The sequence below is a fragment of the Anaerorhabdus sp. genome, from assembly GCF_036637135.1.
GTDB lineage: Bacteria > Bacillota_I > Bacilli_A > Erysipelotrichales > Erysipelotrichaceae > Anaerorhabdus.
The window spans coordinates 12,700-39,218 of record NZ_JAVWNC010000010.1; the positions used below are offsets into that span (position 1 = coordinate 12,700).

Here is a 26,519-nt window from a genome sequence, read left to right on the forward strand (position 1 = left end):
AAATAGAGTGAGGTACAACTATGGAAATCGCAAAGTTTGGAGTTGAAGACTGGTTAAATGTATGGGAGAATGATGCAATTTATGATATTGCCGGTAGTTCAATTGCATCAATGACATTAGAAGAAATTCTTGAATTTATTCATATGGATAAAGACGGGTTCATGAAAATGTGTTTCGATAAAAAAATGAATTATGGTTGGATTGAAGGTTCACCAGAATTCAAGGAAGAAGTATGTAAGTTGTATGATGATGTAAAACCTGAACAAGTTTTACAAACAAATGGTGCAACAGGTGCTAATTTTATTGCGTTGTATGGTCTAATTAATCGTGGAGATCATGTTGTTTCTATGTATCCTACTTATCAACAATTAATTGATATTCCTAAGTCTTTTGGCGCGGATGTCGACTTATGGCAAATTCATGAAGAGGATAATTGGTTACCAAGTATTGATGAGTTAAAAAGTTTGGTACGCTCTAATACAAAAATGATTTGCATCAATAATGCGAACAATCCTACAGGTAGTATTATGGATGAGAATTACTTAACTCAAGTGGTAGAAATTGCGAAATCAATTGATGCATACATTTTATGCGATGAGGTTTATAAACCGTTATGTGATGATATAAAAGTACCATCAATCGTGGATTTATATGATAAAGGTATTGCGACCAATAGTTTATCAAAGACATATTCTGTTCCAGGAGTTCGAGTTGGATGGGTAGTATCAAATCTTGAAGTAGCAAATATTTATCGCAAAATCCGTGACTACACAATGATTTGTGCAGGAGTATTGGATGATGTGATTGCGACATTGGTGCTAAAAAATAAAAATTTGATTCTTGAACGTAATCGCAAGATTGTGGAGGAGAATTTGGAGATAGTTAAAGAATGGCTAAAGACTGAACCGAGAGTTACACTTAATTTACCGAAAAATGTATCTACTTCATTTATCAAAATAGAAGTTGAAATGGATACTGAGGAATTTTGCATTGCCTTATTAAAAGAAAAAGGAGTACTCTTAGTCCCGGGAAATCGATTTGATATGCCAGGGTATGCACGATTGGGTTATTGTGCACGGAAAGAAATACTCATAAAAGGACTTGAAGAATTATCTGCCTTTCTAAGAAAATTTGACTAAAAAAACATCTAATAGATGTTTTTTTACATAAATGATTGAATGAAATTCTTAACGACGTCAAATCCGCCAATTAATGTACCGAATGTACTAAATAAATTTGCGAATACAACAACTAATAAGATATGAGTGACACGGTTCTTATAAAATCCTTTAACGGAATTTACATCATCAAGAATATTTTCGAAGTCTTTTACTTTTGGTTTTTTGACGAAGGCTTCTACTAAACCTGCAAACCAACCGGCTGCAAGTAAAGGATTAAGCGATGTAATAGGGGCTGCAATAAACGCAGTAACTATTGCGAGTGGATGACCCCATGCTAGCAATACGCCAATTGCTGATAAACTACCATTCCACAAAATCCAGTTTTTTATTTGATCTAGTCCAAGCTCGGTATTTACACTGAACATTGAAATAATCATTACAATAATAAGGATAGGGACAATCCATCCGATAATTTTAGAAGAAGACTTTTTTTCGGGGATACTTTCCAACTCCTTGATATCATAATCTTTATAGATTTCTTCTTTTATACCCGGGATATGTGCGGCTCCTAAAACGGCAACAATTTTTTTACCAGGAGCATTTTTTATTTTATATGCCAGTACTTGATCGCGTTCATGGATGAGTACATCGGCAACAACAGGGAATTCTTTTGAAACTTCTTTCAATGCAACATCCAGTACTTCCGATTGTTTTAAACTTTCGATATCTTCACTACTAATATCTTCATCGTCAAAAATAGACATAATTAATGAAGATATGAGTTTAAATTTTTGAATGAAACTATGTTTTCTGTAGATACGTTTAAACGTAGTTTGAATATTGCGGTCAACTAAAACAAGTTCAGCACCAATTTCTTTAGCACTTTCTATGCCTTGGATCATTTCTTGTCCTGCTTGGACATCCATCTTTTTAGCTATTCTTCTTTGATAGGAAGATAAAATTAGGTTTGCAAGCATATAACCAGTCTTTTTTTCCTTAATTACATTGATAATATCAGTATCTTCCCATCGTTTTGGGTTATTAAAAGCAGCATATCTTTCATCATCTAATTCAATGCAAATACTGTCAGGATGTATCTCATCAATGCATTCTTTAACTTCTTGACGACTAGTATGAGAAACGTGAGCAGTACCTATTAAGTATATTTCTTTATCATTAACTTCTAATTTTGTGATGTTTTGATTCATAATATTCCTCTATTTCTAACCAACATATTATAGCATATTGGAAAATAATGGGAATATATGGGATATTTTTAAGTTTTCAATGATAAGTTTGGTATGGTATAATATCATGAGCAAAGGGAGGCGAAAAAGTGATTAATTTTAACCTTGGCTTAACATTTGAATCTCTAAAAACGATTTTTCGCATGGTGCTTGATATTTTCATCATGTGGATGTTGTTATATTATGCAATAAAGATTGTAAGAACAAACTCACGTACAATACAAATATTTAAGGGGATAGCCCTTATTTTAGTGGTGAACGGAGTTGCGAAATTCTTAGGATTGGATACTGTTATTTGGTTATCTGATCAATTCCTTAACTGGGGGTTCCTAGCAATTATAGTTGTATTTCAACCAGAAATTCGTTCTGTATTAGAGAAATTAGGAAAGAGTAATGTCTTTTCACGTATATCAACATTAACAGGAAATGAAAAAGAAAAGCTTGTAGATGAGTTAGTTACTGCAACAATGCTTTTGTCGCGGGATCAAACTGGTGCATTAATAAGTTTGGAACAAGGTCATTCTTTGACTGATTTTATCAAAACAGGTACACCAATTAATTCAGTAGTAACTGCAGAGTTATTAACATCAATCTTTGTAACATCGACACCACTACACGATGGTGCTGTAATTATTCAAGGAGACCGCATTGCGTGTGCAAGTGCTTATTTTCCTCCAACTAATTTAGATTTACCTTCACGTTATGGTGCAAGACATAGAGCTGCAATAGGTATTAGTGAAATAACAGATGCAGTTACAATTGTTGTATCAGAAGAAACAGGTGCTGTATCTGTTACTGAAGGTGGAAAGATTTTAACTGTTAATCGTAAACAATTGAGAGAATATTTATTCCGCGTTATTTGTGGTGAGGAAACAGAAGTTAAGAATGTTAAACAAGCACCTCAACGTCAAATTATTATTGAAAAGGAAGCTCCTCAAGATATTCCTGCTCAAGAATACATCGTTGAAGAAAAAGTTAAACAAGAACCTCAACAAGATGCAAAACGAGATAGTAAGTTTGATACAGCAATCTTAAGCAAACTTGCAATTAAACGTCAAGAAAACTTGGAAGAAGTTGATGATAGTGAACCAGTTGGGGAAGAAACACCAATTGAAGAAATTGAAATTCACGCTCCAGTAATCGAAGAAATCGTGGTAGAAGAAGAACCAGTTGTTTCTCATCCAGTAGAAAAAACAAAAGAAAAGAAGAGATTTGGCTTCTTTAAATCAAAGAAAAAAGAAGTAAAAGAAACTGCTGAAGATCGCGAAGCTCAAAAATATCAAGCATTAGATGAAGAAGAAGCAAGTATTAAACTTCCAAAGAAGAAAGATAGACCTACTCCTTCATATCCAATGCATGGAGAATTTGAAAATCAAGATAACTTCATGAAACCAAGTCAAGAAACTGTTGTTGAAGATGTTGTAATGCCAGTTATTGATCATGATGAATTTGAACAAATTATTAAGAAAGAAATGGATAATGCAGCAGCAATACACAATTCAACAAAGATTAAAGTTGATACTGATAATACAGGGTCAAACTTCCATGCGTCTAAAAATGTTCGTGCAATGGGAGAAAATGCAACAGTGACTAAGACTGAAATACCTTCAAAAGGACATACAAATGAAATGACTGGTGAAGAGATCAGACAAGCACGTTTAGAAGCAATTAAGTCTGGTAAAACTTGGAGTCAACAAAAGATTCAACCGGTTGCAGAACCAGTAAGTGATAAGATGACTCATCCAATTCACGATACAAACTTAGAAGAAATTATTAAACCAATTGAACAACCTAAGAAGACTGACAGTCGTCCAAAGTTTACAATGGATTTCAATGATAAGAGTGAAACTGCAAATATTGATGGACTAACAGGTGAAATTAAAAAGATTAACCTTGCAGAGCAACATGCAACTACACAACATAAGAATATTGAAGATTTAATTCAAATCGATGATAATCTTGAAGATCAATTTGCAATGCTGGATACGATGAGTATTCAAAAGCCGAAAGTAACAGAAGTTCTTGATATCAAACCGGCAAATAAACAAGCTGGAGGTGGCAAGTAATGACAAACAATAAGAATAAAAAAATCAAGGATAATAACCCTGATAGCAAGCTGGAGTTAGCAAACAAAATTGCAAAACAAAGTAAAAAAGTAGTTAATACGTATGCTCACTTTGAAGATTCATTGTTTAGAATTATTAGAAGTTTTAGTTCATGGATTGATAATGTATTATTCAATCAAAGATTTAGTGTAATTGTTTCACTTGGTTTAGCTATACTACTTTATATTACAGTTAATTTTAATTCTCAAAATTCAATTTTCGGTAATCCATTAGTCAATGCGAAACCAATTAACAACGTACCAATTGTGGCACGTTACAACACAGATACATTTGAAATATCAGGGTTACCTGCCACTGCGAATATTACGATTATTGGTGAAGGTTCAAATGTAAATGCTGCAGCGAATCAAAAGGGTACGATTATTGCCAATCTAGAGGGGTTAACAGAAGGATTACATACTGTTAAACTTCAAGCAGAAGGTTATGGTGATAATGTACAAGTCAAAATAGATCCAACAGATGTTGTCGTTACATTAAAGAAGAAGAGTACAGGGCAGTTTGATATTGGTTATGACTTTATTAATCAAGACAAGATGAATAGTATTTATAGTTTAGGCACGCCTGAATTTGAATACTCTAAAGTTAATGTACGCGCATCAAAAGATACATTAGATAGTATTGCGTTTATTAAAGCCTTAATCGATGTTACGGGTGTTGAGAGTGACTTTGAACAAGAAGCTACACTTGTTGCATATGATAAAAAAGGTGTTCCAGTAAATGCGGATATTGTACCAAATACAGTAAAAGTAAAAGTACCAGTAACATCACCGAATAAAACAGTACCAATTATTGTTGAAACTGTAGGTGATGTACCAAATGGTAAAGCAATACAAAGTATTACGATGGATCATGAATCAGTAACGATTTATGCATCTGAGTCAGTATTGAGTAAGATTAATGAAGTTGGAGTTACTCTTGATGCTTCAACATTAACGAAAGACTCAAGTGTACTTAGACCAATTACCCTTCCAACAGGAGTTAAATCATCAAGTGTAAATCAAATTACTATGGATGTTAAACTTGGCGATGGAGTAACTAAGGTAATACCTAATGTACCTATTTATCATAAGAATACTAAATACAAATTCACAGTATTAAATGATCAAGCTTATGTTGATGTTATGATTTTCGGAACACAAGAAAACATTGATAAAGTTAATGCTGATGATATTATGGTTTACTTTGATATGTCTGGGGCTACACCTGGTAATCAAGAATTTAAATTATCAGTTGAGCAACCAGTTGGATCACTTGTTAAATATTCTGTAGCGCAACCGACGTTATCAGTCACGGTATTAGGCGAAGCAGATGATAATACAACAGATGAAAGTGTAGGAACGAACTAATGGGTAGATATTTTGGAACAGATGGAATTCGTGGAAAAGCAAATGTAAATTTAGATGCTGAAAGAGCGTTTAAAGTTGGACGCTATTTAGCTTATTACTATAAACAAAAAGGATTAGGAAAAATCTTAATCGGTAAAGATACTCGTTTATCAAGTAGTATGTTTGAAATGGCGTTAGCGGCAGGAGCTACAGCGAATGGTGCAGATGTTTATTTACTTGGATATTGCCCAACTCCTGCAGTTGCATATCTTGTTATGCATAAAGATTTTGATTGCGGAGTTATGATTTCTGCGAGTCATAATCCATATTATGATAATGGGATTAAAGTGTTTAATCATGATGGGGTTAAATTAGACAGTGGTATTGAAGGTTTAATTGAAGATTACATTGATGGCAAAGAAGAAATTACTTATGCTTGCGATGATAAGATTGGTCATGTCGTGGATTACCACAATGGCTTAGAACTTTATTTAGACTGGTTAGAACAAACTTATCCACTTAATCTAAAAGGAATTAAGTTGGCAGTTGATTGTGCTAATGGTAGTGCATCAACGACAGCTGTTCAGTTATTAACACGTTTAGGAGCTACAGTATCAGTTATTCACAATGATCCTACAGGAGTGAACATCAATACAAAATGTGGTTCAACACATCCTGAAGAATTACAAGAAAAAGTAAAAAATGGTAACTTTGATTTAGGACTAGCATTTGATGGTGATGCGGATCGTTTGATTGCAGTGGATCATCAAGGTGAATTAATTACAGGTGACCATGTGATTTATGTATGTGCGAAGTATTTAAAGGCAAAGGGTGAACTAAATAAGAACACGGCAGTAACTACAGTTATGGCTAACCTTGGCTTATTTAAAGCGTTAGAAGTTGCAGGAATAGAAACATCAATTACTGCAGTTGGTGATAAGTATGTATACGAAGATATGGTTAAGAATGATTTCGTCATTGGTGGTGAGCAATCTGGACATATTATCTTTAAGAAACATTTAACTACCGGTGATGGATTACAAACGGCCCTTAACATATTGGAAATTATTGTGGACACAAAGAAAGACATTGTTACTCTTTGTGAAGGATTAAAAATATATCCACAATTGTTGGTTAATGTACCAGTAAGTGATAAAGAAGCAGCTCTTCATGATGAAGATATTCAAAAAGAAGTTGATGCTGTTACTGCTAGACTAGCGGGTAATGGTCGTATCTTGGTTCGTCCTTCTGGAACAGAACCACTTGTTCGTGTCATGGTTGAAGCTGAAAATGATGAGATCTGTCGTGAATGTGTTTATCAAGTAGTTCAAGTCATCGAAAAGAAATTTCAATAGAACTCATGGAAACATGAGTTTTTCTTATGTATAATGGAAGTAGAATGTGAGGTAGGTTTATGTCAACTCGTAAAGTAATTAGTATTGTTGAAGATGAACGTGATTTAAATGAGTTAGTTAAGCGATATTTAGAGAAAGAAGGATATGAGGTTCGTTCATATTTAACTTTTGATGATGCCTTTGAACATACAACAGATGATGATGTACACTGCTGGGTTTTAGATATAATGTTAGATGATAAATCGGGGTTTGATTTAATTGAGGAAATTAGATTACATGCACCAGATGTACCTGTTATCTTTATGTCCGCACGAGATAAGGAATTTGACCGTATTATAGGTTTAGAAAAGGGTAGTGATGATTATATTACTAAACCATTTTCACCTAAAGAACTTGTGTTGCGCGTTAATAATTTAATTAAAAGAACTTATAAAAATGATAATTCACGTATCCAAATTGATGGATATGAAATTGATGAATCACAACGCTCTGTTTATGAGAATAGTGTGGAGTTAGAACTTACTACCAAAGAATTTGATTTGTTGATGCTATTTGTTAAAAATAAAGGAACTGCATTTTTACGTGAACAAATTCTTGAGAAAGTATGGGATATGAATTACTTTGGTTCAGATCGTGTAGTAGATGATACATTAAGACGTTTAAGAAAGAAGATGCCTAATCTAAGTATTCATACAATTTATGGATTTGGCTATCGTTTAGGTTAATGAAAAGATTAAGAATATGGATTAAAGAATTATCATTGTCACAACAGCTATTAACAATTATCTTTTTCGTAATAGCGGTTTTTGGCCTGTTTTTCTTTGTCTTTTTAGCGGACTCAGTGGATACTTTCGTACAAAATGAAATGTATAAGATGCTACATCGTTCGCAAGAAAGTGTTGTATTCTATGCCAACAACAATATTCCGTTGGAAACAATTGGAGAAACTAATGATAGTAATATTATTCATATTTACTACAATTCAGTAAAAAGTAGATTTCAAATACTAGGGCAACAAAATGTTACAAGTGAAGTTATTTCTGATATTTCACTTAATATTCCTTATGTAAAGGAAGGATATAAAGATTTTATCTTTGAGTTTAACAATAAGAAAACGATGTATTCGATACTTAAATTGAATGAAGATAACTATCTAATTTCATTGGTAACGGATGCCTATCGAACAGAGTTTCGTGCGGCGCTAGTGAATAGTGTTATTAATTTGAATGTGTTAGTTGTAGGTATTCTGTTTGTTATCTTGATGTTATGGGTAGCTTCATTAATTTATCCATTGAATCAAATACGTATTTATATGGAACGTATACGACGAAATGAAAAAGCAGAATTAAAAATTGATCGACGAGATGAGATTGGTGAAGTGGCTGATGCACTGACAATGATGGAAGCTGAATTGGATAATCAAAAGAAAATTCGTGAGGAAATGATACAAAATATATCCCATGATTTAAAGACACCAATCGCTACAATTAAATCATACGGGGAGAGTATTAAAGATGGTATTTACCCATATGAAACATTGGAAAAGAGTGTAGATGTAATTATTGAACATGCGAATCGACTAGAAAAGAAAGTATATAGTCTGATTATGTATAATAAGATGGGGTATCTACTAGATAATGATGAAGACTCAAGTGTTGATATGAAGAGTATTATTGAAAAAGTAATCATGTCATTAAAGGTAATTCGTCCGGAAATAAAAATTGATGCTGATTTGCATGAGGCTATCTTCCATGGTGAAGAAGAACCTTGGCGAATCGTAGTTGAAAATTTATTAGATAATGCATTACGTTATGCAAAGACAGAAATCAAATTAACATTAAGCGAAAATGAATTAATGATTTCAAATGATGGTAGCCAAATGTCAAAAGATCGACTAGAGAAGTTATTTAGGCCATATGAAAAAGGTACTGATGGTAAATTTGGTTTAGGTTTATCCATTGTTTATCGAGTTTGTAGTACATATAGTTATTTGGTAGAAGCTGAAAACTTAACAAATGGTGTATGTTTTAGAATTTCTAGACCTCAATCTAAGAAAGAAAAAAAGAAAATAATAAAAGATGAAAAAAAGGAAGAGCCACAATCGTGATTCTTCCTTTTACTTTATTTCTTAGGATCTGTTAGTACTTCACCAAGACTAGCAAGAGTTCCTGCGATATTTTGTAATTCAGATGGAACAATAATCTTTGTTGATTGTCCATTAGCTAATTGTTGTAGAGCCTCATAACCTTTAAGTGTTAAGAAACCTTTACTAGGACCAGCTTCATTAATCATTGCGATACCTTTAGCTTGAGCCAAGAAGACTCTTTCCATAGCTTGAGCTTCACCTTCTGCTTCTGCAATCATTGATTCTTTTTTTGCATTAGCTCTTAGAATCATAGATTCTTTCTCACCTTCAGCAGTTAAGATAGCACTTCTCTTTTCTCCTTCAGCACGAAGAATAGATTCACGACGTTCACGTTCAGCACGCATTTGTTTTTCCATTGAATCTTGAATATCACGTGGTGGAATAATATTTTTAACCTCAACACGCGCTACTTTAACACCCCATGGGTCTGTAGCTTCATCAAGAATTGCACGCATTTTAGTGTTGATAATATCACGAGAGGTTAATGTTTCATCTAATTCTAAATCCCCAATGATATTACGTAATGTTGTAGCAGTTAAGTTTTCAATTGCATTTAACGGACGTTCAACGCCATATGTATATAACTTCGGATCTGTAATTTGGAAATAAACAACGGTATCAATTTGCATTGTAACATTATCTTTAGTGATTACAGGTTGAGGTTCAAAGTCTTTTACGATTTCTTTAAGTGTTACTTTATTCGAGATACGATCAAAGAAAGGGATTAGAATATGAACACCGGTGGTCCATGTTTTATGATACGCTCCAAGTCGTTCAACAACATAGGCATGAGCTTGAGGTACAATGCGTATACAATAAGCAATAATTCCTGCAACTAATAAAAACACAACTAAGAATGCAATAATTTCAAATAGTTTCATAGTATTTTCTCCTTATATTTACTATATTTTCTTTACTATTAATTTTGAACCTTCAATGGCAACAACCTCAATCACATGATTTTCATCAATGGGTTTTCCATCAATTGAAACCACGTGCCATTCAGCTCCTTGAATCTTCACAAGACCCCAATGTTCTTCTGTAATTGATTCAAGTAATTTCGCTTGTTGTCCAATTACGCGATCAGCGTTTGTTGGTACAATATTTCCCCTAAGATATTTCTTTGCTATTGGTCTACAAGTAAGTATGAATAAAACCGATACTACAAAGAAGATAATCATTTGTCCTATTAATGGAACACCGAGTTGCATTGCAATTAAAGCACCAAGTGCTCCTGCTGCAAACCAAATGGTAATTAACTGGGATACTGTGATTATTTCGAGGATAATTGAACCGATCAGTATAAATATCCATAACCAAAATTCCATATTCTTTCTCCTAACTTGATTCTTTCAAATCAATAATAAGCATTCGCTCTTTTTCATCGAAAGTTGCATTGTACTTAATTCCATTGCATTCTTTGTGGAGTAATGTTGCAATCTCATCGAGAATGAGTTTGTTGCTGATTCGTGCATATCCTTTACCAATTGATACTTTATGTAGTTGATCAAGTGGTACAAGGTTTAAATCGATTTCTCTTTTAGCGATGGGTTTGATCGCTACTTTTAGTGCTTTCTTATCTAATCCAATGCAACACCATCGAACATCATTGAAATAGGTTGCAGCTGTATTATTAAGTGTAAAGTTGTTTGGGTACAACGTTACGACTGTGGAATAAGCATTTCCGGGAATCCATTCAAACATAGTCAGTCACCTCTCTATAAATCTACTATATACCCCTCTTCTATATTTTACAACTCTTATTTCTCTTATTGTTAATATTTAGGTTATTCTTTAAAAATTGCCTGTTTTACAGTACAATAATATGGAAACGAGGAATTGAAATGTCAAAGTTAGATGTAGCAGGAGTAACTTGCAACTTTACAATACAGGGTAGTGGCAAAATGGATGTGGTTTTATTGCATGGTTGGGGTCAAAATATCCAAATGATGCAATTTATACAAGACCATTTATCACAACACTTCCGTGTTTTTAATCTTGATTTCCCGGGATTTGGTGAATCAACAGAACCACCAGTTGCTTGGGGAGTATTGGAATACACTGAATTTCTTCATGAGTTCTGTTTAGCCAATAAGATAGAGAATCCAATTTTAATAGGTCATTCCTTTGGTTGTCGTGTTGCAATTCGATACGCAAGTTTATATCCAGTACATAAAATGGTACTCACTGGTGCCGCAGGTTTGTTGCCAAAACGAGGAATTGATTACAAGATCCGTACAGGAGTTTATAAATTAGGTAAGAAAGCAGTTAAGCTTACTGGTTCGAAGTCATTAGAAGATTCGTTGAAGAATCATTTCGGGTCAACTGATTATAAAAATACGAGTGGTGTTATTCGCGAGAGTTTTGTAAAAATTGTAAATGAAGATTTAACACCATATTTAGATCAATTTGACTGTCCTGTTCTTCTTGTTTGGGGAGATAAGGATGATGCTACTCCATTATGGATGGGGCAAGTCATGGAAGAAAAAATGAAAAATGCAGGACTAGCGATATTTGAAGGGGATGATCATTATGCGTATTTCCATCAAAGTCGTAGATTTTGCTTAGTTTTAGATGCGTTTTTTGAAAAGGATAAGGGGAAAAAATAATGTCAGGGAATTATTATTTAACACTAGTGCTTATGTTAGTTGTGTATCTCATATTTTCATGGGTACCACTTAAACATGCGTTACATATGTTTCAACAAAACCGTTATGAATCAGGACGATATAGTGCATGGTTAAAAGGAAATCTAAAAACATTTTCTGGGAAATCAATTGTTCCAATCATTATTACTGTTCTTGTCTTATTGACATCATTTATCATTGATTGTGGTATTCACCAAATACTAGCAATCATTGTAGTCAGTGTTTGGGCTTGTTATCTTATATTTAAAGAGTTAAAGAAAGAATATATTAAACCTTTAGTTTATACTGATCGTGTAAAGCGACAAATCATTGTAATGACTATCCTTAATATAATTGTATATGTCATTTTGTTTAATATTACTCAATATTGGGATACGTTAAATCTTATTTATTCCTATTGGGGAGTTTGGCTCATGGTTTTTGTTATGGACTTCGTCACTCGACCAATTGAAGAGGGAGTAAAGAAGAAATTTTTAAATGATGCAAAATCAATTCTTGAGAGTCATACAAATATTGTTAAGATTGGAATTACTGGAAGTTATGGTAAGACATCAAGTAAGACAATTCTTCAAGAGATTTTATCAGAAAAATTCTACTCATTGATGACACCTGCTTCATATAATACTCCAATGGGAATTACGCGTACTATTCGTGAACATTTAAAGCCAATTCATGAAGTCTTTATTTGTGAGATGGGTGCGGATCATGTCAACGATATTCAAGAACTATGTGATTTTGTTCATCCTAAAATAGGATTGGTAACATCAATTGGACCTCAACATTTGAATACGTTTGGATCACTTGAAAACATCATTAATGAGAAAATGAAATTAATAGAAAATCTACCTAGTGATGGTTGTGGTATTATCAACATGGATAATGAATATATCCGTAACTATTCTGTGAAGAATCATTGTCGTTTGGTTACTTATGCAATTCATGATGAACATGTTGATTATTATGCAACAAATATCACTTATTCACCAAAAGGAAGTGTGTTTGATGTTGTGACATCTGAGGGTACGTATTCTTTCGAAACAAAACTTCTCGGAGAACATAATATTGCAAATATTTGTGCTGCCATTGCGATTGCGAAAGAACTAGGGATTGAATGGAAAGAGTTACAATCAGCAGTTAAGAAAGTAAAATATGTAGAACATCGTTTAGAACTAAAGAAAATAAATGGATATACATTTGTAGATAATGCATTTAATTCAAATCCTGTAGGTTCAGCAATGTCACTGGAAGTTATGAAGATGATGCCCAATAAACGATTTGTGATTACACCAGGTATGATTGATCTTGGAGATAAACAAGATGAGTTAAATAAAGAATTTGGGCGAAAGATGAAAGATCGTGTCGATGTAGTCATTCTTGTGGGTATTCAACAAACAAAACCAATTGTAGAGGGCTTAGAGGACGTTGATTTTGATCAAAGTAACATTCATGTATGCAAGACAGTAAGGGAAGCGTTTCAACTGGTATACACGCTTGCAACGCCTAAAGATACAATCCTATTAGAAAATGATTTACCAGACGCATTTAACAACTAAAAAGAGTTGCATCAAATTCGATGCAACTCTTTTCTTTAGTCTTCTTTTTTCTCGTCTATTGGATAGACACTATCAGTTGTAACGCGCAATTTTTGATTTTGTAATCGATAGTTTACTAACTCACTTAATAAATTATAAGTAAGTGCTGTAAATGGAACTGCGATCAACATACCAAATAATCCCCAAATTGAACCCAACACGATAATTGAAAGTAAAACCCAAATACCAGGTAATCCAACAGAGTTACCAACAACTCTTGGATAAATAACATTACCTTCAAATGTTTGTACAGCTTGGAATACAATGATGAACCAAACGATATCAACTAAAGGACGAACAGCCAAGATTAATAAACAACCAAATGCCATTCCAAACATAGCCCCAAACATAGGAACAATACTGGTAATCGCAATAACACAACTGATTAACATAGCGAATGGGAAGTTTAATAAGTTCAATACGATGAAATAAATTGTCCCAAGGATACACGCTTCCACTAGTTGACCAGATATAAAACTATTGAAGATACGATTTGATTTAGCACCTACTGTAAAGATACGAAGTGACCATTTATAACCAAAGATGGATACTACAATTTTTCTAAATTGGCGAATAAATTTTTCTTTGCTTGCAAGTAAATACAAACTTAACATGAAGCCTGTAAACCAATTCGCAAGTTCTGTTGTGAAAGCCAAGGCGTTATTAATTAAACTAGTTCCTGTACCTATAGCCCAATCACCCATATTCTTTACGATTGTTTCCCAATTCCAACCCATTTGAGTAATAAATGCATTGATAGAATTACTGTCTAGTGAAACATTTAATTGCTCTAAGTTGAAAAATTCTAATACTTTGTTGAAATTATTTAAAATTGACATGATGTAATTGGTACCATTGGTCAATAATAATTGTAAACTTGATATGATTTGCGGTGCAATAATGCTTGTTAAGATATACAACACAAGGACTGCAAAGATGATGGTTAATGTAACGGAAATACCACGTATTTTGTTGTAAAACCAATTTTTTTCAGGAATGAACTTTTTCAAATATTTCTCAAAGATTTTCATTGGGATATTTAAGACAAAGGCTATACCTATTGCATAGAGCAGTGGCATAAAAAGGTGGATGACTCTTCTTAAAAGGGATAAGAAATTAGGAATGTATAAAATCGCAAACACAAGAAGTATTGCGTAAGTAACCAAAATTAGATAGGGTTTAATTTTTTTAATTTCTTCTTTATTGATATTCATGAGTGTTCTCCTTATTTAAAATCTACAAGACTGATGTCTAAAATACAATTTACATTAATATATTTAGAGATTACTGTTATTATATCGAATAATTTTGTATAATGATATACGTAATTGAATTGGAGTGACTATATGAAAATAAAGGTAGCAGTCTTCTTTGGTGGAGAGTCAGTTGAACATGAAGTAAGTATTATCTCAGCCAAACAAGCAATGGAAGCATTAGATCCAGAAAAATATGAAATAATACCAATTTATATCTCTAAATCTCGTGATTTTTATTGTGGAGAAGAATTAAGAGATTTATCACAATACAAGGATATGAAAGCTTTATTAGCTAAAGTGCCTCAAGTATCTTTGATTAAAAGAGAGCAAAAAGTATACATTGAACCTGTAAAGAGAGGTTTATTTACAAAGCCTATCAATACAATTGATGTTGCGATTCCTGTTGTACATGGTACAAATGGAGAAGACGGAACATTACAGGGATATTTGGAAATGTTGAAATTACCATATGCTGGTTGTGATGTTATTGCAGCTGGTGTAGGTCAAGATAAGGTTATGATGAAACATATCCTTGAAAATTCAAAGATACCAATGACACCATGGTTTTGGTTATATGCACATGAGTTTGATTCTAAAAAAGATGAATATATTAAAAAGGCTAAGAAATTAGGGTATCCTTTGGTGCTAAAACCCGCATGTTTGGGATCTTCAGTGGGCATTGTTATTGCGCACAATGAAGAAGAATTTGTGGCAGGTATTGAAGAAACGGGAAGTTTTGACTTTAAAGTAGTCGTTGAAAAAATGGTACCCAATTTAAGAGAAATCAACGCATCAGTTTTGGGTTCTTGTTTTAGTGCTCAAGTTGGAGAATTAGAAGAAGTTGCGAAGGATGATGAGATTTTATCTTATAAAGATAAGTATCAAGGTGGTTCAAAGAGTACAAAGGATACTTCAGGATCTAAGGGTATGGCTAGTACATCACGAATTGTACCTGCACCTGTAAGTGAGGAAGAAACTAAGAAAATCAAAGAACTCGCGCTGGATGTATTTAAAGTATTAGGTTCAAGTGGAGTATGTCGTATTGATTTTATGATGGATGGAGAAACTCATAAAATTATGGTTAATGAAATTAACACGATTCCAGGATCACTTGCATTCTATTTGTGGTCACCAATGGGGATTGATTTCACAAAACTCATGGATGAACTTGTTAAAGTAGCTTTAGATCGTCATAGACGTAAAGAAAAGATGACATTCTCTTACGATACAAACTTATTAGAGAATTATTCAGAATCAGGTAGTAAAGGTTCTAAAGGTGCAAAACGTTAGAATCTTGATATAATTAAGAAAGAATGGAGGAACAATTATGTCAACACCACATAACGCCGCTGAAAAAGGGCAAATCGCAAAAACCGTATTAATGCCAGGAGATCCTCTCCGTGCAAAATTTATCGCTGAAACATTTTTAGAAAATCCTGTACAATTCAATACTGTACGTAATATGTTTGGTTATACCGGAACATATAAAGGGCAAGAAATATCTGTAATGGGTTCAGGAATGGGTATGCCAAGTATTGGTATCTACTCTTATGAATTATATACTCAATATGGAGTTGAAAATATCATCCGTATTGGATCTGCAGGTGGATACACTGAAGATTTAAAAGTATTTGATGTTGTATTAGCGGATAGTGCATATAGTGAATCAAGTTATGCGTTTGTACAAAGTGGTTACAAAGAAGATAAAACATATCCATCAAAAACACTTAACGATAAGATTAAGTTAGCTTCAGAAAAAGTAGGAATTCCTTTAGTTGAATCTTGTATTCACTCTTCGGATGTATTCTATCGTGAAGGTGGAATTGATTATGTAAAAACTTTAGTAAATGAAAAACATTGTAAAGCAGTTGAGATGGAAAGTTTTGCATTATTCCACAATGCTCAAGTATTAGGTAAACATGCTGCATGCTTAGTCACAATTTCTGATAGTTTTGTAACAAGTGAAGTAACGACTGCAGAAGAACGTCAAAACTCATTTACTAACATGATGAAGATTGCACTTGAAGCAGCAATTATGTAAATAAAAACACTGTTAAAAAAAATTAAAAAAATAGGAAAAAAGTACTTGCCTTCAAAAATGCTTTATGGTACTATGATATAGCACTGTTAAGTATTACATGAAGAAGTACTCAAGAGGCTGAAGAGGTGCCCCTGCTAAGGGTATAGGTCGGGCAACCGGCGCGAGGGTTCAAATCCCTCCTTCTTCGCCATATATACGGTCTGGTGGTGTAGCGGTTAACATGCCTCCCTGTCACGGAGGAGATCGCGGGTTCGATTCCCGTTCAGACCGCCATATAGTGCAATTAAACCTGTGTCAAATTGATACAGGTTTTTATTATGTTAATATATAAGCATGATAATGCTTACTGAAAATATGGGTTTAGAAGATTTAAAAACATTGCCACTAAGTGTAGCTATTTATTGTAGAGTTAGTACAAAACATGAAATACAAGAAAGTAGTCTGAAGTGGCAAGAAAAACGATTGCGAGATATAGTTGATAGCAATCCTTTTTGGAATATTGTTGGAGTATATGCTGAAACATCGTCGGCAATAAACATTATGAAACAAAGGAAATTACAGGAGTTAAGGAATAAATGTCTAAATAAAGAGGTCGATTTAATGATAGTTAAAGATATTACTAGACTATCAAGAAACACAATACAAATGCTTATTTTAGTAAGAGAATTAATAGATAACGATGTTACTATTTATTTTGATATTACCAAAATAATAATAAATAAGTTTCATCGAGAAGGACTATTGTTAACTCTTCATTGTGCATTTGCTCAACAGGAGGTAGAAAATATGAGTAAATCAATAAGATGGGGCAATGAACGTAAATATGAACAAGGAATACAACCACGGAATACTAAATGTTTAGGGTATGATTATGATGATAATGGAAACTTAATAATCAATTCAAGCGAAGCTAAAATAGTTTATTCATTTTTAGTGAATATTTGAAGGGAGGAACGATATATTCCATAGCAAGAAAACTTACAGAGATTGGCGTTAAGACGGTCACATGAAAAGATATTTGGAATCCAAGTAGCATAAGTAGAATATTAAAAAATGAGAAATATGCTGGAATACTCTTGATGCCCAAGACAATGAAGGAAAGTGTGCTAGATACAAGCTATAAACCAATAAAAGGTAGAAAAATCAATATTTGGTACAAGATAATCATGAGGGTATAGTAAATAAAGAAATATATGAAAACGTTGAAAAAACTAATGAGGAAAGAATAGTTAAGAAAGTAGAAGAAGGTGGAATAGCAAGAAAATATAGTAGTAAGAATCCTTTGTCAAATATATTAGTTTGTAAAGAATGTGGATCTTCTTTTAGGAGAGTACTTAGAAAGCGGAAAGGTGTTAGAGTACCATGTTGTGTATATGCTACTAATGCAAAAACAGGACGTATTAAATGTGAAAATAATATTGTTTATACTGAGGTTGAATTATTTAATCTTGTAGGTATTAGAAGCCAAGGTGATATCTTAGGTTTTAAAGGGACAGTCAAGGTTTAATAAAAGAAATATTGATACTTAATAATCAAGGATGCAAAATGATAGTGTAAAAAGGAATAGGTAAATAAATATGGAATATGGAAGACTCAAAAACTATTTGTCTAGAAAGTCGTTTAAAAGCAAGATGATGATATCTTTTCTTGAGTCATGTAAATTTGTTGGACTTGAAAATGGTCCCAAAAATTTAGAAAAAGGATTTAATCCATGGATGGTTGAAACATTCACTTTACTGTCTATAATGGCGAATGAATGGAAAAATGATAAGTTTAAAAAAAGCGAACTACCAAAAATTTATAACGCTATACACAGTGGTATTGACAATGATGTTGACATTAATAAAGGGTTTAAAGTGTTTGAAAAATATTGCACACAACAATTTGATATTCAAGAAAATCAATTTATAAAGATGTACAGGATGAATTACTTCTTTAATTTTAAAAATAATAAAATTGATATGAAATCAGAATTCAAGAATGCATTTGGTTTTAGTTATGAAGAGATTATAAATTATTACAATCAACTAGCCATGATTTTATCTGTTTTATACGAAAATTTAAATAATAGTATCCTCGTTGAATTACTTGGTAAATATGTTTTTAAACAGAATGAATTGCTTACGAACATTTTTAGTATAGAACGAGAAAGCTTTACTAATAAAATGATTGAGATAACTCAGAATGAACAAGATTACCTCTATTGTGCAAATCCCTTGTATTCATATCCTTTCATAAAATATGAAGGGATAACATATTTGCCAGTTCCTCATTTATTATTGAGGGCATGTACTTATTCTTTGCTGTACCGATTAACCGAAAATAATAATAATTTGAGAATGATGATCGGAAAAGAAGTAATGGAAAATTATGTCTATAACTTATTAGTTGAGTCAGACTGTTACAATTACGTGTCACCTGAAGTAGAATTTAAATATCAGAAAAATCTTTTAAGATCATGTGACTCTATCTGTGTTGATGGAGATAAGATGTTACTATGCGAATGTAAATTAACAGTTCCATCTAATCAATATAGATTGTTAAACTTAGAAAGAAGAAATAGTGATATAAAAAAACTTTGTGAAAATTTAAATCAACTATATAAGCAGTTAAAATATTATTCGGAATTATATGATTTTGGAAGGTTTAAACAAAAATTTGAGATATCTAATAAGTATGGAATACTAATTCTTTTTGAAAATCTCTATATTGATAGAGAGGAATTGTTTAATAGATTTTTGGAAGAATATAGAATCAAAGAAACAGAACATGTATGGGTAAAAACTCATTTGAAAGTTGTTGATTTACACTATTTAGAAAAAATGACGATAACGAAAAATAGTATTATTGATGATTTGGTAAAAATCAATTTAAATGAATGGAATTATTATTTAACTGCGGACAGTTATTCAAGTGATAATCCTATAACTAGTTTTGTTAATTTCAAAAGGAATCGGATGAAAGGTATTGATGAACTAATTGAGAATATTAAGAAAGATTTAACTTGTTGAAATTATATGAAATGACATAAATTAGTTATGAGTAACTGATGAATGGAGTAGGTGATGGTTTGGGAAACTATGTAGTTTATTTTTATTAAAATGATGATATGTTTGATTATTATTACGAGAAATGGAATTAGACTTATATTGAGTTACCCTCTGCATCGAAAAACAAGGAACTTACAGGCACACCGAATGCTTTTGCTATTAAATTTATTTTTGAAAGACTAATTGAATAAACGCCTAGTTCAACTTTCCCATAATATGATCTACTTATGCCATATAATTCCATATCAACATGAGTTAAACCTTGCTCCAATCTAATTCGAGCAAGGTTCTGCCCAAATTTGTAAGTGAAAGAAGAAAAATCGGTTTTCCTTTTAATACTTGCCATAGACATACTCCTTTTTACTAATTATAACGTAATATACGACGTTGAGCATTATAAAAAAATATATATAATGAAATTGTATTAGGTAATCCTATATACAAATATAACGTTCCCACTGATCGATAAAGTTGGAGAAAAAGGAGGCTCTTATGAGTTTAAGTGAAAAGAAAGTTTTAAAATTCAAAGTATCTTCATTTAGGAGGATACCAAACCCTTATATTACTTCAAATAATATAGGTGAAAAAAGACCAGAAATGTTTATATTAATTTGTGATATAAAAGACATTCCAGTAGATATTCCAATGGATACAAATCCGAGAAAACAAAATGAAAAGACAAAAGTTGCTAAAAAAATTCAAAATTCTCTTGTTGATCACAGTGAAAGAAGCTTTTATTTATTAAATCGAGGTTTGCTTCTTTCTGCAAAAGATATTTCGTACAATAACGAAACCAATGAAGTCAGTATTTTATTTGAAGATAGTAGAGTGCATGGAAATGTTGATGGAGGACATACATATGAGATAATCAAAGAAAACTCTGTTCATTTAGAAAAAGGTGAGCAATATGTTAAAGTTGAAGTTGTAACCGGTATCGAGGATATATTTGAACAGCTTGCAGCTGCTAGAAACACCTCTGTACAAGTTAAAGACCAATCTATTGCTGAACTTGAAAAAAGATTTGAACTTATTAAAGAAGCTTTTAGAAAAGAAAGATTTTATAACGATATAAGTTATAAAGAAAATGATGTTAAGCGGATTGATGTTACCGATTTATTAGCGTTGTTGAATCTATTTAATATAGATAAATATCCTACTGATAAATTGTCGTCAATGCCTATAAATTCTTATTCTAGTAAAAAAACATGTACAGATATATATATTCAGTATTCAAAAAACTGTGCAGAAGATCAAACAAAAAATCCATATTTTAAAATGAAGGAGATAATGCCTGACATAGTCAAACTATATGATGAATTAGAAACGCGTATGCAGGAGTTTTACAAGGGGGATAGTACTGGAGTAAAAAAATACGGAGCTATAACAGGAGTTATGATGGTTAAATCAGGGAAAGAGAGATATCGCTCAAAGTTTTATGAAAGTGAGATGGATTATTCTACCCCAAATGGATTTATCTATCCTATTCTAGGTGCATTTAGGGCTCTTGTTATTGAAGAAAATGGTGTTTATAAATGGTCTGCAGATCCATTCGTAATTCTTGATGAATTGGGAAGTTCATTAGTAGGTAGCACTATACAAATGTCTAGAGATTTAGGAAATAATCCTAATGCAACAGGAAAGAATAGTAACTTATGGCAGACATTGTTTATGTTAGTTAAAATGACGATTATGAAAATGAAATAATGGTATCTTAGTTGCAATTAAGGTATTAATTTGTTTATTTGAGTTAAATTATTGTGACTGTTTATATTGATTGTGAAATGAGAGTATTGTAGTTTTAGTTTTAAAATAAAGTAAATAGGAAGGTGATCTTATGGAAACTGTTAAAAAATTAGGAATATTATTTGATGAGTTAGCAGATGGGTTAAATATAAATGACTCTATGCTTGAAAAAGCTGAAAGTGCATATACAGCCCTAGGTAATTATATCAAAGAAAAAAATTTGGACTGGAACATTAGTATATATCCACAAGGATCATTTCAATTAGGAACGGTTATAAAACCCTTAAGTGATGATGATCAGTATGATGTTGATTTAGTAGTAGTAGTAAATAGTTTAGATATTAGTGCAAAAAATCTTCGGGGTGAAATCTTGGAACTTTTGAAAAGTCATGGTAGATATGAAGGAAAAATTGATGAAAAAAAACCATGCATTAGAATTCAATATGCAGATACATCTCAATTTCATATGGATGTAGCATGTGCAATACCCTTGCTGGATAAGAACGATGAAAGAGTTGAAATAGCAAAATTTGATGGTTTAGAGTCTTATTATTATGATAGGAGTAATCCTAAAGGCTATAATAATTGGTTTAAAAATGCAATGAAATTTGAAGAAGAGAGAAAGTATTTTGCTAGAAGTAAGGGTTTATCTGATACTGAAGTAGAAAATTTAAAGTTAACAAAACTAAGAACTCCATTACAAAAAACTGTTCAAATCCTTAAAAGACATAGAGATATCTATTTTGCTAATAAAAACCAAGATAATAAAGTTTCTTCAATTATTATAACAACATTATGTGCTAGGGTATATGAAGATATGATAAAATCCACTAAAGATGAGGAAAATCTATACTTAATAATTAGTGAGATACTTAGTTCATTAGATAAATATATAATAAGAGACGAAAAGGGGATTTATCACTTGAAAAATCCTTCAATGGCAGAAGAAGATTTTTTGAAAAAATGGGAGAATAACGAGATTCAAGTTAATGCGTTTTATGGGTGGTTATCCAAGGCAAGGTTAGATATAATACAAAATCCAAAGAACTTCTTAGAAACTGATCAATTGGAGTTTAGAAAATATTTCTCGGAATCTTTTGGAGAAAAGTTAGTGTCAAATTCATTGAATAATTATGGAGAAAGAATTGGAAAATTAGCAAAAGAAGGCAAATTATATTATAATAATAAAACGAATTCCCTTACTATCAATCCCAATGATTCTACCTATTCTCCTCATACATTTTTTGGTGGGAATGAAATTGAATAAGAATATTCTAAATTTCTATAAAAATATATTTCAACTTAAGAGATTGGAAAATTGTAAATTTGTTTTAAAGAATGAGAGTATGTTTTTAGCTGAACTAGAATTTGATCGAGGGAAATATAAAATTATCATAGAATATTTCAAGAATAAAAGTCCTAATATATATCTTCTTAAACCTGATATTACTGAAGTTGTAACTGAGCACTCAGTCGAAATACATACATACGGAATGAAATATCACAAATTTTACAAAAGAAGGCTTCCTCTACTATGCTTAACACATCCTGGAATAGATAAATGGAATTCTTCGATTTCGTTAATAAGAAGTTATATTCCATGGACATTAGAATGGTTTGAATTTTATGAGATTTGGGTCATGACTGGTATATGGTTTGGCGAAGGAGTGCACCCTTCTAACAGTAAGGAGAAAGAGAGTGAGACATAATAAATTAATCAAATTTCTGAAATTCATAGCTTTACTCATTACAATGATTGTTTTAAGTTGTTTTGCTTACTATATCAAATGTAATAATTTCATTTTTTGGGATGAGATATTATTTTTGATTTTAGGTTATCTTTTTACGCCAATGATAAATTCTGCTATAGATTTGACAGATACATGCTATTGGCAGGATGATTTAAGAAAACTATTGAGAGGCAAAGTTATTAGTAAAAAGGATAGAATTAGAATTTCCTTTGCTTATTTATTTAGAATCAAAGTGGACGGAAAGTATTTGTTAGTTTTAAATGAAAGAGGTACAAACAAATATCAGCCTGTTGGAGGTGCTTATAAATTTTGTGATAAAGAAAAAAAAGTTCTATTTAACGAATATAATGTTATTGATGATGATAATATACCTATTGATAAATCATCAAGAAATGATTATAGACTTAAAGTAGAAGCTAAAAATCTTAAAAAGTTTATAAAAAGATTCGATATAACAAAAAATAGGGAAAGCGTTGTTAATCTTAAAAGAGAGTTCATAGAGGAACTTATAAAAACAGAAATTTTATCTTTTAAAAAGATTAAATACCAGTATAGGGGTAGATATATAAAGCATATCGAGTATTCAAAATACTTTAAATGCTATGAACTTTTGCTAGCGGATATTGTTGAGCTAGAATTGAGTTTAGAACAAGAAGAAGAAATTAGAGTTTTAATGCAGAATAAATCAGAAAAATATTTATTCGCATCCTCTAATGAAGTTGAAACTTGTGGTGTAAAAAAAGGAACTCAAAATTTAATTGAGAATATAAGTGATCATTCGCTTAAGATACTACAAGAAAATGATGAAAATCTTCAAAAAGCAATTCATCAGTATAAGTATTTTACCGTAGCTATTGAATAAAATGATAGTAATTCAATTGCTAATACATTTATACGACTTGATTTTATAGATTCAAAAAGTCACAAGTATGCTAATTTAATATTAAATCTTGATGAGCATTATATAGTTAATAATCAAAGGGGATTACTTTGTTTTCGTGAGTTCAATTGCGGCAACGAGGAACATTTATTACAGTGTAAGCTATTTCGAATTTAATTTTAAGAATTAATAGAGATAGCTTTTTTTCTGCTTAAAAAGCTTTACTTATAGTCTATGTCAAAATTATCGAAATATAGCTAAATTTATATAAATAACAAATTACGCGAGAAAAATATAAAGTATAAAATAGGATTATCTAAATTGTTACAAATAAAATTTTTTAATTAGCAAGAAATATAATCTCTTTTTGATATAATAATTCATATTGTGTGAAAATGAATTTATGCCAAATAGACAAAAAAATAAAAACGATTTTTCTGTTTGTAGTTAATAAAAAACCATACTCAGCCAAGTATGGTTTAAAAAGAATAGATAAAATCTGGTCAAGTATTTAGTGAATATAAATTCAGTTTAAAAATTTTTGAGGTTGATAACTTATCTTTTCATTTATATCAACCAGGTCCATCCTCAATTATTCTAGATAAGTTTGCACAAGGTACTGGACTATCTTTCGATAATTCACCAGACTTAAGATCATAAACACATGGTAATAAATTACTATTAGTTTTATTTGTGTAGAATTGATTATGACCGCTGACCACTAATAATAAAACAATTGAATAAGTTGAAATCATTTTAATTATTTTTAACATTTAGATACCTCCCTTCTATAATATTATTATAACTTATATTAACAACAAAAATTGTTGTAAACTTTCTAGTAATGTATTACCCTTAGAATATCTTTCTAAATGAATATTTACCACATCTTATACCTACGAAGTATGTTAACATCTAAGTGGAGGGAAGATTATGAAGAGTGAAAGCATTTCTTTGGGTATCTTGATAAGAAGAGAAAGAAAAAAGAGAAAGATAACTGCAGAACAACTTGCAGATAGGGCAAGTATTTCTAGAAGCTACATATCTAAAATTGAAAATGGAGAAGAAGTTGATGACTTCATTTATGAAAAACTATTTGATTGCTTAAATATAACCTATCATAGTTATGAAGAATGTTCACAATTAGAGTCAAAATTAAGTAGAATATATTTAGATATACTTTATTTAAGGACTACAAAAGAAGAGGTTTCAACTGTTCTTCAAGATTTAGAAAACTATAAATACTCTTTTCTTTTTAGTAGATATATGATAATAAGTTTAATGTACTTTGTCTTATTCGATAAGGATGAAAGCATAGAAAAAACGGAGTTTTTAGTTGAGATAGACAAATTATCTTACCTATTCACTTTGGAAAAGCAACAAATCATATTTGATTACTTAGGATATGCCTATATGTACAAAGATTTAGATAAAGCAGGTAATTATTTTAAAAAAGCAATCAGTTTAGGAGTATTTAGTAAATCAACTAGTATACTTTATTATCATTATGGTATATATAATTACAAAATTAATGAATTATGTTTAGCGTTATTTTATTGTATGAAATCACTAGATAGACTTGGACTTGAATTAAATTATAAGAGAATGTTTTATTCTCAATTTCATATTGCTAATATATTTATGCTTAAAGGAAATTATGAGGAATCAATTGACATCTATAACTCTCTTATGAGTAGTGATATGGATGTTGATAAATCTATTGTTCTATCTAATTTGTCTTGGGCTTTATATAAGAGCAATCAATTTAGTTTAGCAAAAGAGACGATTAATAAATGTGTTCATAAAGCATTTATGTATTATTTTCATAGTATTTTAATTGATATAGCCTTAAATAATACCAATGATGCAATGGAAAAAATGCAAGAGTTTAGATCAACTTCAAAATCTGAACATGAAAAAAATATTATCAATATATTAGAAAATAGAATAATGAAAAAATATGATGAGAATTACAAGGATGACTTAATTCATGTATATAGAACATCAAGGAAATGTAACGATATTGAAGTCAGTTCAATACTAAATTCATTTTTAGTTGAGTATTATAAAGAAAAAAGGGCTTATAAAGAAGTCTGTAGTTGTTTAGAAAATTTAAATAAAATGTGGTGAATGATATGTTTAAAAGGCTACCTAAGTAGCCTTTTTTGTGTATTCTTATAAAACACAAAATATTAATAAAATAGTTTAAAGTATAAATAGAGATACCAAAGAATTTAG

Annotated in this window: 26 protein-coding genes and 2 tRNA genes; 21 read left to right on the forward strand and 7 right to left on the reverse strand. The window is 31.4% G+C overall.

Going from position 1 to position 26,519, the window contains the following annotated elements:
- Nucleotides 1-20: 20 nt before the first annotated feature.
- Complete coding sequence (locus RR643_RS03050; protein ID WP_332482293.1) at nucleotides 21-1,139, forward strand: aminotransferase; 1,119 nt, start codon at nucleotides 21-23, stop codon at nucleotides 1,137-1,139.
- A 23-nt stretch (nucleotides 1,140-1,162) separates the two neighbouring features.
- Here RR643_RS03050 and RR643_RS03055 read toward each other — a convergent pair whose 3' ends face one another.
- A complete protein-coding gene (locus RR643_RS03055) occupies nucleotides 1,163-2,329 on the reverse strand; it encodes a TraB/GumN family protein (protein ID WP_332469532.1) in 1,167 nt (388 codons plus the stop codon).
- 128 nt (nucleotides 2,330-2,457) lie between these two features.
- Here RR643_RS03055 and cdaA point away from each other — a divergent pair, with 128 nt between their 5' ends.
- The 5 genes from cdaA to RR643_RS03080 are packed head-to-tail and all read left to right on the forward strand — an operon-like array spanning nucleotide 2,458 to nucleotide 9,281.
- Nucleotides 2,458-4,434, forward strand: coding sequence for a diadenylate cyclase CdaA (cdaA, locus tag RR643_RS03060; RefSeq protein ID WP_332469531.1), 1,977 nt, complete (start codon nucleotides 2,458-2,460; stop codon nucleotides 4,432-4,434).
- A complete protein-coding gene (locus RR643_RS03065; RefSeq protein ID WP_332469530.1) occupies nucleotides 4,434-5,840 on the forward strand; it encodes a CdaR family protein in 1,407 nt (468 codons plus the stop codon). The genes cdaA and RR643_RS03065 overlap by 1 nt, the downstream gene beginning before the upstream one ends.
- Nucleotides 5,840-7,174: a phosphoglucosamine mutase gene (gene glmM, locus RR643_RS03070; RefSeq protein ID WP_332482294.1), complete on the forward strand. Its 1,335-nt coding sequence runs from the start codon at nucleotides 5,840-5,842 to the stop codon at nucleotides 7,172-7,174. The genes RR643_RS03065 and glmM overlap by 1 nt, the downstream gene beginning before the upstream one ends.
- 59 nt (nucleotides 7,175-7,233) lie before the next feature.
- Nucleotides 7,234-7,899: a response regulator transcription factor gene (locus tag RR643_RS03075; RefSeq protein ID WP_332469528.1), complete on the forward strand. Its 666-nt coding sequence runs from the start codon at nucleotides 7,234-7,236 to the stop codon at nucleotides 7,897-7,899.
- Nucleotides 7,899-9,281 carry a HAMP domain-containing sensor histidine kinase gene (locus RR643_RS03080; protein ID WP_332469527.1) on the forward strand — a complete coding sequence of 461 codons (1,383 nt, stop codon included), beginning with the start codon at nucleotides 7,899-7,901 and terminating at the stop codon, nucleotides 9,279-9,281. Before RR643_RS03075 ends, RR643_RS03080 begins: the two co-directional genes overlap by 1 nt.
- A 14-nt stretch (nucleotides 9,282-9,295) precedes the next feature.
- On the opposite strand, the gene RR643_RS03085 is transcribed toward RR643_RS03080, so the two are convergent.
- Genes RR643_RS03085 through RR643_RS03095 form a run of 3 tightly spaced genes read right to left on the reverse strand, consistent with a single transcriptional unit; the run spans nucleotide 9,296 to nucleotide 11,024 of the window.
- Nucleotides 9,296-10,201, reverse strand: a complete 906-nt coding sequence (locus RR643_RS03085) for an SPFH domain-containing protein (RefSeq protein WP_332469526.1) — start codon at nucleotides 10,199-10,201, stop codon at nucleotides 9,296-9,298.
- A 21-nt stretch (nucleotides 10,202-10,222) separates the two neighbouring features.
- On the reverse strand, nucleotides 10,223-10,648 hold the full coding sequence (locus RR643_RS03090) for an NfeD family protein (protein WP_332469525.1): 426 nt from the start codon (nucleotides 10,646-10,648) through the stop codon (nucleotides 10,223-10,225).
- Between the two features lie 10 nt (nucleotides 10,649-10,658).
- The gene (locus RR643_RS03095) at nucleotides 10,659-11,024 is read right to left on the reverse strand and encodes a hypothetical protein (RefSeq protein ID WP_332469524.1); all 366 of its coding nucleotides are present in this window, start codon (nucleotides 11,022-11,024) and stop codon (nucleotides 10,659-10,661) included.
- A 140-nt stretch (nucleotides 11,025-11,164) separates the two neighbouring features.
- Here RR643_RS03095 and RR643_RS03100 point away from each other — a divergent pair, with 140 nt between their 5' ends.
- Both RR643_RS03100 and RR643_RS03105 read left to right on the forward strand, forming a co-directional pair.
- Nucleotides 11,165-11,929, forward strand: coding sequence for an alpha/beta fold hydrolase (locus tag RR643_RS03100; protein WP_332469523.1), 765 nt, complete (start codon nucleotides 11,165-11,167; stop codon nucleotides 11,927-11,929).
- On the forward strand, nucleotides 11,929-13,521 hold the full coding sequence (locus RR643_RS03105) for a UDP-N-acetylmuramoyl-tripeptide--D-alanyl-D-alanine ligase (RefSeq protein ID WP_332482295.1): 1,593 nt from the start codon (nucleotides 11,929-11,931) through the stop codon (nucleotides 13,519-13,521). The genes RR643_RS03100 and RR643_RS03105 overlap by 1 nt, the downstream gene beginning before the upstream one ends.
- 35 nt (nucleotides 13,522-13,556) lie before the next feature.
- Here the strand turns inward: RR643_RS03105 and RR643_RS03110 are convergent, their stop codons facing one another.
- Entirely contained in the window at nucleotides 13,557-14,774 is a 1,218-nt protein-coding gene (locus RR643_RS03110; protein WP_332469521.1) for an AI-2E family transporter, read from the reverse strand.
- Between the two features lie 132 nt (nucleotides 14,775-14,906).
- Between RR643_RS03110 and RR643_RS03115 the strand changes: the two genes are divergently transcribed.
- The 8 genes from RR643_RS03115 to RR643_RS03145 all read left to right on the forward strand — a co-directional run bounded on the left by RR643_RS03115 (nucleotide 14,907) and on the right by RR643_RS03145 (nucleotide 19,868).
- Nucleotides 14,907-16,106 carry a D-alanine--D-alanine ligase family protein gene (locus RR643_RS03115; RefSeq protein WP_332482296.1) on the forward strand — a complete coding sequence of 400 codons (1,200 nt, stop codon included), beginning with the start codon at nucleotides 14,907-14,909 and terminating at the stop codon, nucleotides 16,104-16,106.
- Between the two features lie 37 nt (nucleotides 16,107-16,143).
- Nucleotides 16,144-16,857: a purine-nucleoside phosphorylase gene (gene deoD / locus RR643_RS03120; protein WP_332482297.1), complete on the forward strand. Its 714-nt coding sequence runs from the start codon at nucleotides 16,144-16,146 to the stop codon at nucleotides 16,855-16,857.
- Between the two features lie 99 nt (nucleotides 16,858-16,956).
- Nucleotides 16,957-17,047 (forward strand) — tRNA-Ser (locus RR643_RS03125).
- Nucleotides 17,048-17,054: 7 nt separating this feature from the next.
- Nucleotides 17,055-17,130, forward strand: a tRNA-Asp gene (locus RR643_RS03130).
- 66 nt (nucleotides 17,131-17,196) lie between these two features.
- Nucleotides 17,197-17,802 carry a recombinase family protein gene (locus RR643_RS03135; RefSeq protein ID WP_332482298.1) on the forward strand — a complete coding sequence of 202 codons (606 nt, stop codon included), beginning with the start codon at nucleotides 17,197-17,199 and terminating at the stop codon, nucleotides 17,800-17,802.
- A gap of 71 nt (nucleotides 17,803-17,873) precedes the next feature.
- Entirely contained in the window at nucleotides 17,874-18,035 is a 162-nt protein-coding gene (locus RR643_RS11680) for a recombinase family protein (RefSeq protein ID WP_442878352.1), read from the forward strand.
- Complete coding sequence (locus tag RR643_RS03140) at nucleotides 18,008-18,364, forward strand: zinc ribbon domain-containing protein (RefSeq protein WP_332482299.1); 357 nt, start codon at nucleotides 18,008-18,010, stop codon at nucleotides 18,362-18,364. The genes RR643_RS11680 and RR643_RS03140 overlap by 28 nt, the downstream gene beginning before the upstream one ends.
- Nucleotides 18,365-18,434: 70 nt before the next feature.
- Nucleotides 18,435-19,868 carry a hypothetical protein gene (locus RR643_RS03145; protein ID WP_332482300.1) on the forward strand — a complete coding sequence of 478 codons (1,434 nt, stop codon included), beginning with the start codon at nucleotides 18,435-18,437 and terminating at the stop codon, nucleotides 19,866-19,868.
- A gap of 133 nt (nucleotides 19,869-20,001) precedes the next feature.
- Here the strand turns inward: RR643_RS03145 and RR643_RS03150 are convergent, their stop codons facing one another.
- Complete coding sequence (locus RR643_RS03150) at nucleotides 20,002-20,253, reverse strand: helix-turn-helix domain-containing protein (RefSeq protein ID WP_332482301.1); 252 nt, start codon at nucleotides 20,251-20,253, stop codon at nucleotides 20,002-20,004.
- A 146-nt stretch (nucleotides 20,254-20,399) separates the two neighbouring features.
- On the opposite strand from RR643_RS03150, the gene RR643_RS03155 reads away from it, so the two are divergent.
- The 4 genes from RR643_RS03155 (at nucleotide 20,400) to RR643_RS03170 (ending at nucleotide 24,263) form a co-directional block, all read left to right on the forward strand.
- Nucleotides 20,400-21,611, forward strand: a complete 1,212-nt coding sequence (locus RR643_RS03155; RefSeq protein ID WP_332482302.1) for an AIPR family protein — start codon at nucleotides 20,400-20,402, stop codon at nucleotides 21,609-21,611.
- Between the two features lie 130 nt (nucleotides 21,612-21,741).
- On the forward strand, nucleotides 21,742-22,917 hold the full coding sequence (locus RR643_RS03160) for a nucleotidyltransferase domain-containing protein (RefSeq protein ID WP_332482303.1): 1,176 nt from the start codon (nucleotides 21,742-21,744) through the stop codon (nucleotides 22,915-22,917).
- Entirely contained in the window at nucleotides 22,910-23,359 is a 450-nt protein-coding gene (locus RR643_RS03165) for a hypothetical protein (RefSeq protein ID WP_332482304.1), read from the forward strand. The genes RR643_RS03160 and RR643_RS03165 overlap by 8 nt, the downstream gene beginning before the upstream one ends.
- Nucleotides 23,349-24,263, forward strand: coding sequence for an SMODS-associated NUDIX domain-containing protein (locus RR643_RS03170; protein ID WP_332482305.1), 915 nt, complete (start codon nucleotides 23,349-23,351; stop codon nucleotides 24,261-24,263). Before RR643_RS03165 ends, RR643_RS03170 begins: the two co-directional genes overlap by 11 nt.
- A 590-nt stretch (nucleotides 24,264-24,853) precedes the next feature.
- Here RR643_RS03170 and RR643_RS03175 read toward each other — a convergent pair.
- Complete coding sequence (locus tag RR643_RS03175; protein ID WP_332482306.1) at nucleotides 24,854-25,054, reverse strand: hypothetical protein; 201 nt, start codon at nucleotides 25,052-25,054, stop codon at nucleotides 24,854-24,856.
- A gap of 160 nt (nucleotides 25,055-25,214) precedes the next feature.
- Between RR643_RS03175 and RR643_RS03180 the strand changes: the two genes are divergently transcribed.
- On the forward strand, nucleotides 25,215-26,411 hold the full coding sequence (locus tag RR643_RS03180) for a helix-turn-helix transcriptional regulator (protein ID WP_332482307.1): 1,197 nt from the start codon (nucleotides 25,215-25,217) through the stop codon (nucleotides 26,409-26,411).
- Nucleotides 26,412-26,519 lie beyond the last annotated feature (108 nt).